Origin of the sequence: Allobosea sp., from assembly GCF_030694325.1 — a bacterium.
Classification (GTDB): domain Bacteria; phylum Pseudomonadota; class Alphaproteobacteria; order Rhizobiales; family Beijerinckiaceae; genus Allobosea.
Genome location: NZ_JAUXYO010000235.1, coordinates 24,710 through 38,546 on the forward strand (window position 1 = coordinate 24,710; position 13,837 = coordinate 38,546).

At 68.6% G+C, this 13,837-nt stretch carries 9 protein-coding genes; 6 read left to right on the forward strand and 3 right to left on the reverse strand.

Going from position 1 to position 13,837, the window contains the following annotated elements; all coding sequences use genetic code 11:
* Positions 1-32 precede the first annotated feature (32 nt).
* The 3 genes from Q8M82_RS15560 to Q8M82_RS15570 are packed head-to-tail and all read right to left on the reverse strand — an operon-like array spanning position 33 to position 4,748.
* Positions 33-1,874, reverse strand: coding sequence for an SLC13 family permease (locus tag Q8M82_RS15560; RefSeq protein WP_305692240.1), 1,842 nt, complete (start codon positions 1,872-1,874; stop codon positions 33-35).
* 52 nt (positions 1,875-1,926) lie between these two features.
* Positions 1,927-3,138 (reverse strand): M20/M25/M40 family metallo-hydrolase, encoded by a 1,212-nt coding sequence (locus tag Q8M82_RS15565; RefSeq protein ID WP_371126377.1) that lies wholly within the window; start codon positions 3,136-3,138, stop codon positions 1,927-1,929.
* A gap of 59 nt (positions 3,139-3,197) precedes the next feature.
* Positions 3,198-4,748: an AbgT family transporter gene (locus Q8M82_RS15570; RefSeq protein ID WP_305692242.1), complete on the reverse strand. Its 1,551-nt coding sequence runs from the start codon at positions 4,746-4,748 to the stop codon at positions 3,198-3,200.
* Between the two features lie 361 nt (positions 4,749-5,109).
* Here Q8M82_RS15570 and Q8M82_RS15575 point away from each other — a divergent pair, with 361 nt between their 5' ends.
* The 6 genes from Q8M82_RS15575 (at position 5,110) to Q8M82_RS15600 (ending at position 13,666) form a co-directional block, all read left to right on the forward strand.
* Positions 5,110-6,348, forward strand: coding sequence for an alpha/beta hydrolase (locus Q8M82_RS15575; protein WP_305692243.1), 1,239 nt, complete (start codon positions 5,110-5,112; stop codon positions 6,346-6,348).
* Positions 6,349-6,808: 460 nt separating this feature from the next.
* Positions 6,809-7,576 (forward strand): helix-turn-helix domain-containing protein, encoded by a 768-nt coding sequence (locus Q8M82_RS15580; protein ID WP_305692244.1) that lies wholly within the window; start codon positions 6,809-6,811, stop codon positions 7,574-7,576.
* A 290-nt stretch (positions 7,577-7,866) separates the two neighbouring features.
* On the forward strand, positions 7,867-8,850 hold the full coding sequence (locus tag Q8M82_RS15585; RefSeq protein ID WP_305692245.1) for an efflux RND transporter periplasmic adaptor subunit: 984 nt from the start codon (positions 7,867-7,869) through the stop codon (positions 8,848-8,850).
* Complete coding sequence (locus Q8M82_RS15590; RefSeq protein ID WP_305692246.1) at positions 8,847-11,936, forward strand: efflux RND transporter permease subunit; 3,090 nt, start codon at positions 8,847-8,849, stop codon at positions 11,934-11,936. Before Q8M82_RS15585 ends, Q8M82_RS15590 begins: the two co-directional genes overlap by 4 nt.
* A 26-nt stretch (positions 11,937-11,962) precedes the next feature.
* The gene (locus Q8M82_RS15595) at positions 11,963-13,084 is read left to right on the forward strand and encodes an efflux RND transporter periplasmic adaptor subunit (protein ID WP_305692247.1); all 1,122 of its coding nucleotides are present in this window, start codon (positions 11,963-11,965) and stop codon (positions 13,082-13,084) included.
* A gap of 63 nt (positions 13,085-13,147) precedes the next feature.
* A complete protein-coding gene (locus tag Q8M82_RS15600) occupies positions 13,148-13,666 on the forward strand; it encodes a DUF1269 domain-containing protein (RefSeq protein ID WP_305692248.1) in 519 nt (172 codons plus the stop codon).
* The last annotated feature ends 171 nt before the right edge of the window (positions 13,667-13,837 follow it).

The following is a 13,837-nucleotide window of genomic DNA, read 5'->3' on the forward strand; positions in this document are numbered from 1 at the left end:
TTCCCTGCGAGAGGTGAAGAGGTTGCCCGCACTCAGAACCGCCAGATCAGCGGCACGATGAAGACCGCAACGACGAAGAACCAGATCAGCAGGGGCAGGCCGAGCTTCCAGTAGTCGCCGAAGGCATAGCCACCCGGCCCCATCACCATGAGATTGGTCGGTGTCGCGATCGGGGTCAGGAAGGCACCGGCCGCCGCCACAGCTGTGCTCATCAGCACCGGTTTCGGCGAGATGCCCATGCTGGCGGCAGCCGCGACGCCGATCGGAATGACGATCAGTGCGGTCGCCGTGTTGCTGATCAGCTGCCCCATCACCGCCGTCAGCACGAAGAGGCCCGCCAGCAGCGCCATCGGCCCGGCATCGCCGACCATCAGCACGAGCCGCTCGGCCAGCAGCTTGGCCGCACCCGTCTCGACCATCGCCGTCGAGAGCGGCATCATCGCGCCGACGAGGATCACGGTGGTCCAGCTGATCGCGCGGTACGACTGCTCCACCGTCATGATGCCGGTCATGATGATGGCGCCGGCGGCGAGCAGCCCCGCCACGGCCGGCGGGACGATGCCGGTGGCCAGCAGCAGCACCATGCCGAACAGGATGGCGACCGCCTGCTTGGCGCCGGGGCCCATCGGCACCGCCTGGCGGCGCACCAGCTCCGGCGAACTGACCACCAGCACGTCGGGGTCGTCGAGATGGGTGTCGAGCGCCTTCCAGGTGCCCTGCAGCAGCATCGTGTCGCCAGCCTGCAGCACGACGCCGCCGGCCTCGCCGGTGACAGCCTCGCCGACGGCGATCTCGTTGCCCGAGCGCTGCACCGCGAGGATGATCAAATCGCCGCTCTCGGTCACCATGCCCGGGAAGACGCTCTGTCCGATCAGCCCGGAGCGGGGCGGAATGACCACCTCGGCAAGGCCGGAGCGCTTGTTGAACAGCGTCTCCTCGCCCTCGCCCGTCGTCGCGCTTTCGTCGCGGAAGGCCAGGTGCATCGTTGCGGCGAAGGTCGCGGCCGCCTCGGCATCGCCGCGCAGCAGAATGTGGTCGCCCTCGGCGATCGCGTTGCGGCGCAGCGGGCCGGCGCTGTCGCCCTCCTGGATCGCGACGAACTGGAGGCCGGGGAAGGCCGCGAGGTCGATGGCGCTCGCGGGCTGGCCGACATAGGGGCAGGTGGCGCGCACGCGCAGCTGATAGATGCCGCTCGCGAGCCCGTATTGCTCGACCAGCGTCTTGGCGTGGCGGCTGAAATCCGCCGGCATGGTCGCCCCGTTGCGCTCGGGCAAGAGCTTCTGCCCGAACAGGATCATGATCGCCATCGAGCCGGCGAGCAGCGGAATGCCGGCGAGCGCGAATTCGAAGAAGCCGAAGCCGCCGACCCCGGCATCGACGCCCGCTTCCGAGACGAGCACGTTCACGGGCGTGCCGGTCAGCGCCAGCATCGAGCCGGCATGGGCGGCAAAGACCAGCGGCATCAGGAGCTGCGAGGAGTTGCGCTTGAGCCGGACCGCAATGACGACGACGACCGGCAGCAGGGCCGCTACCGCGCCGTTGACGCTGATCAGCGCGGTCAGCAGCGCAACGAGCCCCATGGTCAACAGCAGCAGGCGGGTTCGGCTCTCTTCGCCCGCGCCCTTGATCAGGAGTTGTCCGGCCCAGGCGGTGACGCCGGTGACCTCGAGGCCGGACGACACCACGAACAGCGCGGCGATGAAGATCACCGCCGGGTCGCCGAGCCCGCCCAGCGCCTGCGGCAGGGTCAGGACGCCGGTCGCCCAGAGCGAGAGCGCCGTCCCCATCGCCACCAGCACGACCGGAACCCTGTTCGTGACGAACAGGATGACGGCCGCAGCGATGATCAGGGCGGTATAGGCAATGGGGCTCACGCGTCAGCTCCTGGTTGGGCCTTCATCGACCGGGCGACCGCCCGAGTGGTCCTCAGTCTTCGAGCGTCGCCATCAGGATGCCGAGCCGGCAGCCCTTCTCGTATTCGTCGAGCTTCACGAATTCCTTGATCGTGTGGATCTCGGCCTGGCCTGCGCCAATGGTGATCGTCGGGACGCCGGCCTTGTCGAGCCAGTTCGCATCGAGCCCGCCATTGGAGAAGATGTAGGTAGGCTCCATGCCGAGGATCCCGAGCGCACGGGTGGCGCGCTTCACGACCGGCGAGTCCTGATCCAGCCGGAAGGGCGGGTAGGCCGCCGCCCGCTTGAAGGCGACTTCGGCGGTCGCCCCCTCATGGTCGGTGACCGCGGCCTTGGCCTTGGCGAAGGCGGCCTGGAATCCGTCGACGATCTGGGTGGCGAAACTCAGCTCCGGGCTGCGCGCCTCGCCCTTGAGGAAGGCATAGTCGGTGACGACATTGGTCGCGTCGCCGGCCGCCTTGCCGTTGCGCCCGCCGAAGATGCCGATATTGCTGCTGCCGAAGGCCTCGCCCTTGACGACCTTGCCGAACCAGCCGGCGGCCCGGGCCTCGGTCAGGCCGATGGCGCCGACCATGGTCGCCGAGATGCCCTTTTCGGGTGCGACGCCGGCATGCGACGCGCGGCCGGTGATCTCGACCTCCCAGTTCTCCTGGCCGACAGCGCCGATGATCAGCTCCGAAGCGAGCTGGCCATCGACATTGATGCACATCGCCGGGCTCTTGAGGTCCGCAGGGTTCAACTCGCGGGCACCATGCAGCCCGCTTTCCTCGCGCACCGTGAACAGCAGCGTTATCGGCGGATGGGGCAGGTTGTTCTTGATCAGCGTCTCCGCGACCACGACCAGCAGTGCCACACCGGTGCGGGCATCGCCGCCCAGAGCCGTCGTGCCGTCGGAGACGATCCGGTCGCCCTCGCGCCGCGGCTTGGCGCCGGCGCAGAGCGGCACGGTGTCGAGATGGGTCGAGAACAGCAGCCGCGGTCCCGGCTTCGTGCCCGGCAGCTCGACGATCAGGTTGCCGGTCTGCGTCGGCAGCGGGATGCGGCTGTTGACGTCGTCGTAGCGGATCGCCGAAGCGGGCACGCCGATCTTGATCAGTGCTTCGCTGACCGCGGCCGCGATCGCGGCCTCCTCTCCGGTCACGCCCTCGACCGAGAGGAAGTTCATCAGGTGGTCGATGGCCGCTTCGACATCGAGCGGAACAGGGGCAGTGCTCATGAGATCCATCCGGGCTTCGGCCCGCCTCGACATGGGAGGCCGGGCGGGTTTTTCGGGTCAGCGGCGGCTCACAGCCCCCAGGGCAGGCCGAGCATCTTCCAGACTGCAAAGAGCGCGGTCCACAGCACGAACATCCAGATGACGTAGGGGATCATCAGCGCGACCACGGTGCCGACACCGGCATTCCGGTCGTATTTCTGCATGAAGCCGACCACGAGTGCGAAATAGGCGTTGAGCGGCGTGATCGCATTCATCGGGGAATCGCCGATGCGGTAGGCCGCCAGCACCGCCTCGGGTTCGACGCCGAGCTTCATCAGCAGCGGCACGAAGACCGGTGCGAAGATCGCCCATTTGGCGATGGCGCCCGTCAGCAGCAGGTCGATGAGGGCGACGACGACGATGAAGCCCAGCAGCAGCGGCAGCGCCCCGATATTGGCCGACTGCAGGATGCCGGAGAGGCTGAGCGCCATCACCGTACCCATGTTGGTATAGGTGAAATAGGCGACGAACTGGCTGAGCACGAAGAACAGGAAGATCGTCCCGCCGAGGCCCTTGATCGATTTCTCGATGGCGGCGATCACCTCGGTCAGCGTCCGCAGCGTGCCCGCGCCGATGCCATAGGTCCAGCCCGTGGTCAGGAACATCAGCATGATCAGGGCGATCAGCCCGTTCATGAAGGGCGAGTTGCCGATCAACTCGCCGGTGGTGGGATTGCGCAGGGGTGCGCCGGCCGGCAGCGTCAGCAGCAGAAACACGGCGACCAGACCGAGAAGACCGAAGCCGGCATAACGCAGCCCGCGCGATTCCTGCTCGCTGAGCACGGAACTCTGCTCTGTCGTGGTGCCTTCGGCGGCTGTGGCCGGATCGTATTTGCCGAGCCTCGGGCTGATCACGCGATCGGTGATGAAGGCGATGACGGCGGTGAGAACGATCACCGAGGCGATCGAGAACCAGACATTCGAGGCCAGGCCGATCTGCCTGCTGGGATCGACCAAGCGTGCCGCGTCATTGGTGAACTCGACGAGCACGGCGTCCAGCGGCTTGATCAGCATGTTGACCGTGAAGGCGCCCGCCACCGCCGCGAAGCCGAGCGCGAGCCCGGCCAGCGGATTTCGGCCGACCGCGAGATAGGCGATGCCGGCCAGTGGGATGAGAACCAGATAGCCCGCATCCGCCGCGATGCTGGCGAGGATGCCGACGAAGGAGAGGATATAGGTCAGCGCCCAGGCCGGCGAGATGATCACCAGCTTGCGGATCAGCGCGGTGACGAGCCCGGATTCCTCGGCAACGCCTGCGCCGATCATCGCCACGATCATCAGGCCGACGGCCGTGAAGCTCATGAAGTTCGGAATCAGCGATGTGTAGATGAACCGGATGCCCTCGACATTGAGGAGGCTCCGGATCGCGGTTGAGGCCGTCTCGACCTGATGGGTCACGGGGTTGATCTGCTCGAACGTGACGGCGGCGCCAAACAGGCTCAGAACGGCCGAGAGCACGATCACGATCCCGATCAGGATCAGGAAGATCACGACCGGATGCGGCACCATGTTGCCGACCTTCTCGACGCCGTCGAGGAAGCGCTGCATCGTCGTCTTGGGTGCGGTGCTCTCCATCGCCATGTCGGCCTTCCTCCCCGGCCGGGAGCGCTCCCGGCGACAACGACCCGTCCACCGGGGCCGTGGCCCAGGCGGAGTCCAGAGGCGAACTTAGTGGGATGAGCCGCTGGAACATCGGCCCAGAATCCCAAAGCTTGGGCCGGCTGTCCCAAAATGGCGGAAATCGGGCGATAGGGTGGTCGGCCTGTCACTCCGTGACGAAAGCAAGGCGGCAGGCTTGTCTTGGCGCCGTTACGTCGTTTCAATATCGCTGCGTCACGAGCGCGTTGCGAGCCTGGCCGGCCCGGGGGCGCAAGGCGAGACGCGCAGTGTATGTCCGGCGGGACGGTCCGCCGGGTCGCTGAAGAGTTCGGAGTTCTGCCTCATGCCGGAACAGCGACCGACGACGCGAGACGGCGTCCCGGAATGGACCGGCCAGAGCGCGGCGTCGATGATGGCGCCGCCGGGAGGCAGCGAAACCCGCCCGCACCATAGAACGGCCGGCATCGCCGCCACGCTCGCCGCCGGTTTGTTGGTCGCAGCCTGCGCGTCCGCACCGCGAGGTCTGCTCCAGACCGTCGCGCCCGTGCCCGACACCTACAAGCTTGACATGCTCACCGCGACGACGCGGGCGATCTCGGACGACCCCGGCGTGCTCTACGATGGCGAACGGGGCCGAGGCGTTTCCTTCAGCAACATCGTCGTCTCGATTCCCCGCAATCGGGAGCCCGGCACCATTCAGGTTCCGCGGTCGGTGCCGGGCAATCCGGCGACGGATTTCACGGTCAGCGCGGCGACCTCGCTGCGCAAATCCGATCTGCCGCGCTGGTTCGCGGCGGCCGGCGGCCGCAAGCGTCGCGCCTTCATCTTCGTGCACGGCTTCAACACGCCGTTCGACCGGGCCGTTTTCCGCTTCGCGCAACTCGCCCACGATTCGGACGCCAATGCCGCGCCGATCCTGTTCTCCTGGCCGTCGCGCGGGCGCCTTCTCGACTACCGGCTCGATCTCGACAATGCGTCCTATTCGCGCTCGGATCTTGCCGAGGTGCTGATGATGGCGGCGCGCAGCCCGGCCGTGGGCGAGGTCGTCGTCCTCGCGCACTCGATGGGTGGGTGGCTCGCGGTCGAGGCGCTCAAGCAGGTCGCGCTGAAGAACGGCGGCGTCCCGGCCAAGATCAACAACCTCATCCTAGCTTCGCCCGATCTCGACGTCGGGGTCTTCCGCCGTCAGATCGAGGATATGGGTCCGCGCCGGCCGCGGATCACGATCTTTGCCTCGCAGAACGACCGGGCGCTGCAGCTCTCCCAGTTCCTGGCGCGCGGCGCGACCCGGCTCGGGGCGATCGATCTGTCGCGCGAGGACTACCAGTCCCAGCTCGGCGACCTGAAGGGCATCACCGTCGTCGACATCAGCGCGATCAAGGCCGGCGACCGGGTCAACCACGACACCTACGCTTCGAGCCCCGAGATCGTCCAACTGATCGGCAACCGCCTGATCGAAGGTCAGGTCATCACCGATTCGGACGTCACGGGCACGGGCACGGCGCTGGAGACGGTGGGCTCGGCGGCCGGTCTGCTGATCACGGCGCCGATCCGTGTCTTCGACGCAGCGACGACACGTTGAGGATGACGCAGGGTTTCCTGACCAAGATCGGCGGCATCGCGTATATTGAGGCAGATCACATCACGGAGGACAGCCCCGGCTATACGCTCAACGGGATGCTCGGAAGACAAGCCGCACGCAATGATCCGCATGAACGGAGGCGACCATGGCACTGTCCGCAAGCCCTCGACCCCCTGTCACGGCGGGATCAGTCCTGCCGCCCATCACGATCCCGCACAACCGTCCCGAGCCGCAACTGGGGGCCTGGATAGGGACGTCCGTGGAACCACTTCACGGGCCGGCTGACACTCGGTTGTCTCAGGACCCTCGGGTCGCGACCGAATGGCGCTTCGGTGCGCTCACACTGATCCGCTGCTTTTGCTCCATAGGGCAGCCCTCGCCGGCTGCGCCGCGCGGACCCGGCCTTCGGCACCAGGGTTGCGTTGCGCTGTCGCCCGGCGCGGGTGGCGGCGTCTCGTCGATGCTGTTCGTCTCGCCCAGTGTCGGTCTCGCTTTGGCGGCGCTGGAGCAGTCGGTCCGCCAATCCGACGGCGCCGCGGAACGCCTGGCGCTTCTGGTGCCCCGAGACTGGCTGGAGGAGGCCGGTTGGGTGGCACCGGTGCGGCGGCTCGCGACGCAAGCCGGCCCCGGCGCGCTGCTCGCGGGCTTCATCCAGCAACTCGGCGGGCAGTCCGGCCAGTTCAGCGACGACCAGGCGAGGAGCCTGGCCATGGCGATGCGCGCCCTGCTCGAGGCCTGCCTCGTTTCAGCCGGGCCCTCCATCGCGACGACCGCTCCATCGTCGACCACCGTGGAACGCGCGCGCCAGATCGTGCAGCGACACATGGGCTCGCCCGATTTCGGCCCGCCACAGCTCGGACGGCTTCTGGCGATGTCGCGTTCGAAGCTCTATCGGCTGCTCGACGGTTACGGCGGCGTCGCCCATTTCATCAATCGCGAGCGGCTGGTGCAGGCGCGGCACGACCTCACCGCGCCCGGCGATCCGCTCTCGGTCCACGCCATCGCCAGCCGCGCGGGCTTTCGCGACCACTCGACCTTCAGCCGGGCGTTCCGTCGCGAATATGGCTGCAGTCCCAGCAGGTTGCGTGAACGGCCGGAACCGGGCCGTCAGGACCGAGGCGACCCCGACGGTGGGCGATGGGCAGCGCAGCGGGTCGCGGGCACCGTCTGCATGCACTGCGAAAGCCGCGGGGAGAATGGGATGAACAGCCCAGATTTGGGATTCTGAGCTGATCCGGGCCGGTGACGGTGTTGCTAGCCTGCCGGCAGATGCTCGGAAGCGGGGCGCGATGGCGCTCGCCGGGTGCCACGGGAGGCGGTCCTCGTTTCCGGCATGCAACGGACAGTCGCGATGCGAGTGAACGACTGATGCGAAAGCCCGATCGGCAACACGGCCCGGAGCGTCCGACGGGCAGGCACCGCCTTCGTGGCGGCGCGGTCGCGCTCGCCCTTCTGCTACTCGTGGCGGCAGGCTGCCAGCGCGAAGGCGACAGCGCGCCCGCGCCGGTGATCCGGACGGTGCGCACAACCACGGTCGAGGCGCCGCGCCAGCTCGCTGATCTCGGCTTCAGCGGGCATGTCGAGGCCCAGGACCAGGCTTCGCTCTCCTTCCGCATCGGAGGACGCCTGGCGGAGCGCCTCGTCGGCGTCGGCGCGACGGTGGCCGAGGGTCAGGTCGTCGCGCGGCTCGATCCGGAGAACGAGCTCAACGACCTGCGCGCGGCGCGAGCGGCGCTGACGGCCGCCGAGGGCGCCCTGCGCAAGGCGGAGAACCAGCATCAGCGCCAGGAGCATCTGCTGGCGCGCGGCATCACGAGCCAGGCCGATTTCGAGGCCGCCGAACAGGGGCGCACCGCCGCGCGTGCCCAGGTCGAGGCAGCCCGCGCCCGCGTGCGGACGGCCGAGGACATCGTCGCCTTCACCACCCTCAAGGCCGATGCGCCGGGCGTCGTCACCCGCGTCGGCGCCGAGCCGGCCGAGGTCGTCTCGGCCGGTCGCATGATCGTCCAGCTCGCCCGGCGCGACGGCCGCGACGCCGTCTTCGCGCTGCCGGCGGAATCGATCCGCGCCATTCCTGCCGACGCCGCGGTTCATGTCGCGCTCGCCAGCGACCCGTCGGTCAGCGTGCGCGGCCATGTCCGCGAGGTTGCGCCCCAGGCCGATCCGGTCACGCGCACTTTCCAGGTTCGCGTCGGTCTGGCCGACCCGCCGGCCGCCTTCCGGCTCGGCACAACCGTTTCGGGGTCGATCCGCGGCGGCGAGGCCTCCGGCGTCGCTATACCCGCGACGGCGCTGACCGAGCGCGAACAGGCCACCGGCGTCTGGGTCGTCGATCCGGCGGCGCTGACCGTCTCGCTGCGCAAGCTCGAGCTGGTCTCGCGTGATCCTGCCACAGCGATCGTCGCCAAGGGGCTGGCGATCGGCGACATCGTCGTCACCGCGGGCGCCAACCTCCTCAAGGAAGGGCAGCGCGTGCGCCTGTCCGGGACCGAGGCACGATGAGCTTCAATCTTTCCGAATGGGCCCTCAAGAGCCGCTCGGTCGTGATCTATCTCATGATCGTGGCCGTGGCCGCCGGCGTCTTCGCCTTCGTCAAGCTCGGCCGCAACGAGGACCCGGCCTTTGTCATCAAGTCGATGGTCGTCGTCGCCGCCTGGCCGGGCGCGACGATGGAGGACACGCTCAGCCAGGTCACCGAGCGTCTCGAGCGCCAGATCGAGGAGACGCCGGGGCTCGATTTCGTCCGCAGCTTCACCACCCCGGGCCGGACGACGATCTTCGTCAACCTGAAGCAGGACGTGCCGGCCCATGCCGTCCAGGAGACCTGGTTCAAGGTCCGCAATCTCGTCGCCGACGTTCGCCACACCCTCCCGGCCGGCACGATCGGCCCCTTCTTCAACGACCGCTTCGGCGACACCTTCGGCATCATCTACGGCTTCACCGCCGACGGCTTCACCGGGCGCGAACTGCGCGACCATGTCGAGGCCGCCCGCTCACGTCTGCTGCTCGTCCCCGACGTCTCGAAGATCGAGGTCATCGGCGCGCAGGACGAACGCATCTTCATCGAGTTCTCGGTGCGCGAACTCGCCAATCTCGGGATCGAACGCTCGGCCCTGCTCGGCGCCCTGCAGGCCCAGAACGTCGTGCGCCCGGCCGGCGTGGTCCAGACCCAGGACGAGAAGTTCTCGATCCGCGTCTCGGGCGCCTTCCAGTCGGAAGCCGACCTGCTCGAGATCAACTTCCCCGTCGGCGACCGCATGGTCCGCCTGGCCGATATCGCCACCGTCAAGCGCGGATTCGCCGACCCGCCGCAGCCGATGTTCCGCGTCAACGGCCAGGCTTCGATCGGCCTCGGCATCGCGATGCGCGACGGCGGCGACATCCTGGCTCTGGGCGCCAACATCAAGAAGGCGATGGCGGAGATCACGGCCGGTCTGCCGGTCGGCATCGAGCCGCGGCTGGTCGCCGACCAGTCGGTGACGGTCGACGAGGCGATCGCCGACTTCATGAGCTCGCTCTGGCAGGCTGTCGCGATCATCCTCGTGATCAGCTTCATCAGCCTCGGCGTGCGGCCGGGTCTGGTGGTGGCGCTCTCGATTCCCCTGACGCTGGCGGTCGTCTTCGCAGTGATGAACGTCATCGGCATCGACATGCAGCGCATCTCGCTGGGCGCGCTGATCATCGCGCTCGCGCTCCTCGTCGACGACGCGATGACGACGACCGACGCAATGGTGACGCGCCTCGCCGCCGGCGACGAAAAGGCCAAGGCCGCGACCTTCGCCTTCGAGAAATACGCGGTCGCGATGTTCGCGGGCACGCTGGTGACCATCGCCGGCTTCGTGCCGATCGGCTTCGCCGCCAGCTCGGCCGGCGAATACACCTTCTCGCTCTTCGCGGTGGTGAGCATCGCGCTGGTCGTCTCCTGGTTCGTCGCCGTGATCTTCGCACCCGTTCTCGGCATGGCGCTGCTCGTCGCGCCCAAATCCTCAGGGCAGGCGGTGGGGCCAGGGCGAGTGGAGCAGGGCTTCCGGACGATGCTCTCGGGAGCGATCCGGGTGCGCTGGCTGACGATCGCCGTCACCATCGGCCTGTTCGCGGCGTCGATGCTGGCGCTGCCGCTGGTGCCGCGGCAGTTTTTCCCGGCCTCCGACCGGACCGAGCTGCTGGTCGACATGACGCTGCCGCAGAACGCCTCGATCTACGCGAGCGAGGCGCTGGTGAAGCGCTTCGACGCGGCACTGAAGGACGATCCCGATGTGGCGCGCTGGAGCACCTATGTCGGGCGCGGCGCGATCCGCTTCTACCTGCCGCTGAACGCACAGCTGCCGAACGACTTCTTCAACCAGGCGGTGATCGTCGCCAAGGACGTCGCCGCTCGCGACAGGCTGCAGAAGAAACTCGAGGCACGGCTGGCCACGGAATTCCCGAACCTGATCGCGCGGGTGTATCCCCTCGAACTCGGCCCCCCGGTCGGCTGGCCAGTGCAGTACCGCGTGACCGGTCCCGACATCGCCGAGGTCCGCGGCATCGCGATGAAGCTGGCGCAGGTCGTGGCGGCCAATCCCCACACCGACCAGGTCAATTTCGACTGGATCGAGCCCTCGCGCGAACTGCGGCTGCGGGTCGACCAGGACGAGGCGCGGCGTCTCGGCCTGAGCTCCCAGGCTCTCGCCGCGATCGTCAACACGGTCGTTTCTGGGACCGTGGTGACGCAGCTGCGGGACGACATCTACCTCGTCGACGTCGTCGTGCGGGCACAAGGTTCCGATCGGGTCTCGTTGGACACATTGCGCACGATGCAGGTGGCCCTGCCGGGCGGCCGCTCCGTGCCGCTCTCGCAATTCGTCACCTTCAGCTACGATCTCGACGCACCGCTGATCTGGCGCCGCGACCGCGTGCCGACCCTGACGGTGGCCGCCGACATCAAGCCCGGCGTCCTGCCCGAGACCGTCGTCAGCGCGCTGGCTCCCGGCATCGAGGCACTCAGCAAGACGCTGCCGCCGGCCTATGGCATCGCCACCGGCGGCACGGTCGAGGAGAGCGCGAAATCCCAGGCCTCGGTCATCGCGGTAGTGCCGGTGATGCTGCTGATCATGTTCACCGTGCTGATGGCGGAACTGCGCAGCTTCAAGCTCTTCGCCATCGTCATCAGCATCGCACCGCTGGGCATGATCGGTGTCGTCGGGGCGCTGCTGATTTCGGGCAAGCCGCTCGGCTTCGTCGCGCTGCTCGGCGTGCTCGCCCTGATCGGCATCATCACCAAGAACGCGGTCATCCTCATCGGCCAGATCGAGTCCGAGCGGGCGGCCGGCAAGAGCATCACCCAGTCCGCTCTCGACGCCGCCTCGACCCGCTTCCGCCCGATCATGCTGACAGCGGTCTCGACCGTTCTGGGCATGATCCCGATCGCGCCCACCGTGTTCTGGGGGCCGATGGCCTTCGCGATCATGGGCGGGCTGCTGGTCGCGACCGTGCTGACGCTGATCCTTCTGCCCGTGCTGTACGTCACCGTCTTCGGTGGGCAGTCGCCCGCCGCCGAGCCGGCGCGGGGGGCTGCGCCCGACACAGTGGGAGCGGCTGCGCGATGAACCGTCCTGCATCAGTGAAACGCGCCTTGTTCCGTCGCACGCGACCGCTCCTGCCGCTCTTCGGCCTGCCGCTGCTGCTCGCGCTCGCCGGCTGCGATCGTGCCGAGAAGGCGCCTGCCCAGGCCGGCCGTCCCGTCCAGGTCGTCAAGGTCGAGGCCAGCCTCCTCACCGCGGGGGTCGAACTCTCCGGCGAAATTCAGGCCGAGAAGACCGTGTCGCTCGCCTTCCGGATCGCGGGGCGCATCGCCGAGCGGCCGGTCAATGTTGGGGACCGCGTCACGCCCGGGCAGATCGTCGCCAGGCTCGATCGGACCATCGAGACCAACGCTGTCGCCGCCGCCGAGGCGGCGCTGGAGGCCGCGCGCGGCGAGGTCGTGACCGCGCGCAGCACCTTCGAGCGGCAGGAGCGGCTGATGGGGCAGGGCTTCACCACGCGGCCCCGCTTCGATGCGGCGCAGAAGGCGCAGGAAACGGCCCAGGCTGCGCTCAAGAACGCCGAGGCGCAGCTCGAACAGGCCCGCGACCGGCTCGGATTCACCGATCTGCGTGCCGATGTCACCGGCGTCGTGACCCTGCGCAGCGCCGAGCCCGGCGAGGTCGTCCAGCCCGGCCAGGCGGTCCTCCAGATCGCCCGCGAGGATGGCCGCGATGCGGTCTTCGCCGTGCCGGCGCGGCTGCTCGAGGGCAAGACCGGCGATCCGCTCGTCCGCGTCGTGCTCGCCGAGGCGCCGGGGATCAGCGCCAGCGGGCGCATCCGAGAGATCGCCCCGCAGGCCGATCCCGTCACCCGCACCTTCCAGGTCCGGGTCGGACTGCAGGATCCACCCGAGGCGATGCGGCTGGGCTCGACGGTGGTGGGGTCGGTCGAGACGACCTCCTCCATCATCATGTCGATCCCCGCCAAGGCGCTGACCCGGTCGGGCGCCTCGCCCGCCGTCTGGATCGTCGATCCCAAGACCTCGACGGTCAGCCTGAGGCCGATCGACATCCTGCGCTTCGATCCCGACCACGTCGTCGTCTCGCAGGGGCTCGCCCCGGGGGAAACCATCGTCGCCGCCGGCGTGCAGGCGTTGCATCCGGGTCAGCGCGTCGCGCCGCTGCCGCCCGCACGCAGCGCGGCGACAGCCGCCGACAGGGCGCCGGGCTGACGCGACCACCACGCGACCGCCGCCGGCGCGGCGACCGCCCCAGTGAATTGAAGGACGTCTCCCATGAGCGATCTGGTCTTCATCGCCTTCCCGACCGAGCAGAAGGCCGAGGAGGTCCGCCAGAAGGTTCTGGCGATGCAGCGCGAGTATCTGATCGAGCTCGGCGATGCCGTCGTCGTGGTCAAGGACCAGGACGGGCAGATCAAGCTCAACCAACTGATCAACCTGACGACGACCGGCGCCGCCTCGGGCGCGCTCTGGGGCACGCTGATCGGCTTCATCTTCATGGCACCGCTGCTCGGCACGGCGCTGGGCGCGGCGTCGGGTGCGCTGGGCGGCAAGCTGACCGATGTCGGCATCAACGACCAGTTCATGAAGGATGCGGCCGCCGCGCTGCAGCCGAACACGGCCGGCCTGTTCCTGCTGATCCGCAAGATGACGACCGACAAGGTCCTGGCGGATCTGCGCGGCAGCGGCGGCACGCTGATGAGCACCTCCTTCGACGAGACCAAGGAAGCGGCGCTGCGTGAGGCGCTGGCCGCCGCGGCTCCCGGCGAGACGGTGACGCCGGCCGCGACATGATCGGCCCTGGTGCCGGCGGGCCGGTGGCGGAGCGAGCGCAATGGGCGCTCGCGACCGCCCGGCTCGCCGACTTCCAGCCGCTTCTGCCGGCCGAGGAGGAGGTCGTCGCCCGCCTGCTCAGTGGCACCTATGACCGCCTCGGCGACGGCAGCCGACCCACCACGCCGGATC

What these genes read in the sequence shown, in the direction of transcription:
- Q8M82_RS15565 (WP_371126377.1), bottom strand. Translation starts at nt 3,138, where the DNA reads ATGGATCTCATGAGCACTGCCCCTGTTCCGCTCGATGTCGAAGCGGCC.
- Q8M82_RS15570 (WP_305692242.1), bottom strand. Translation starts at nt 4,748, where the DNA reads ATGGCGATGGAGAGCACCGCACCCAAGACGACGATGCAGCGCTTCCTC.
- Q8M82_RS15575 (WP_305692243.1), top strand. Translation starts at nt 5,110, where the DNA reads ATGCCGGAACAGCGACCGACGACGCGAGACGGCGTCCCGGAATGGACC.
- Q8M82_RS15580 (WP_305692244.1), top strand. Translation starts at nt 6,809, where the DNA reads ATGCTGTTCGTCTCGCCCAGTGTCGGTCTCGCTTTGGCGGCGCTGGAG.
- Q8M82_RS15590 (WP_305692246.1), top strand. Translation starts at nt 8,847, where the DNA reads ATGAGCTTCAATCTTTCCGAATGGGCCCTCAAGAGCCGCTCGGTCGTG.
- Q8M82_RS15600 (WP_305692248.1), top strand. Translation starts at nt 13,148, where the DNA reads ATGAGCGATCTGGTCTTCATCGCCTTCCCGACCGAGCAGAAGGCCGAG.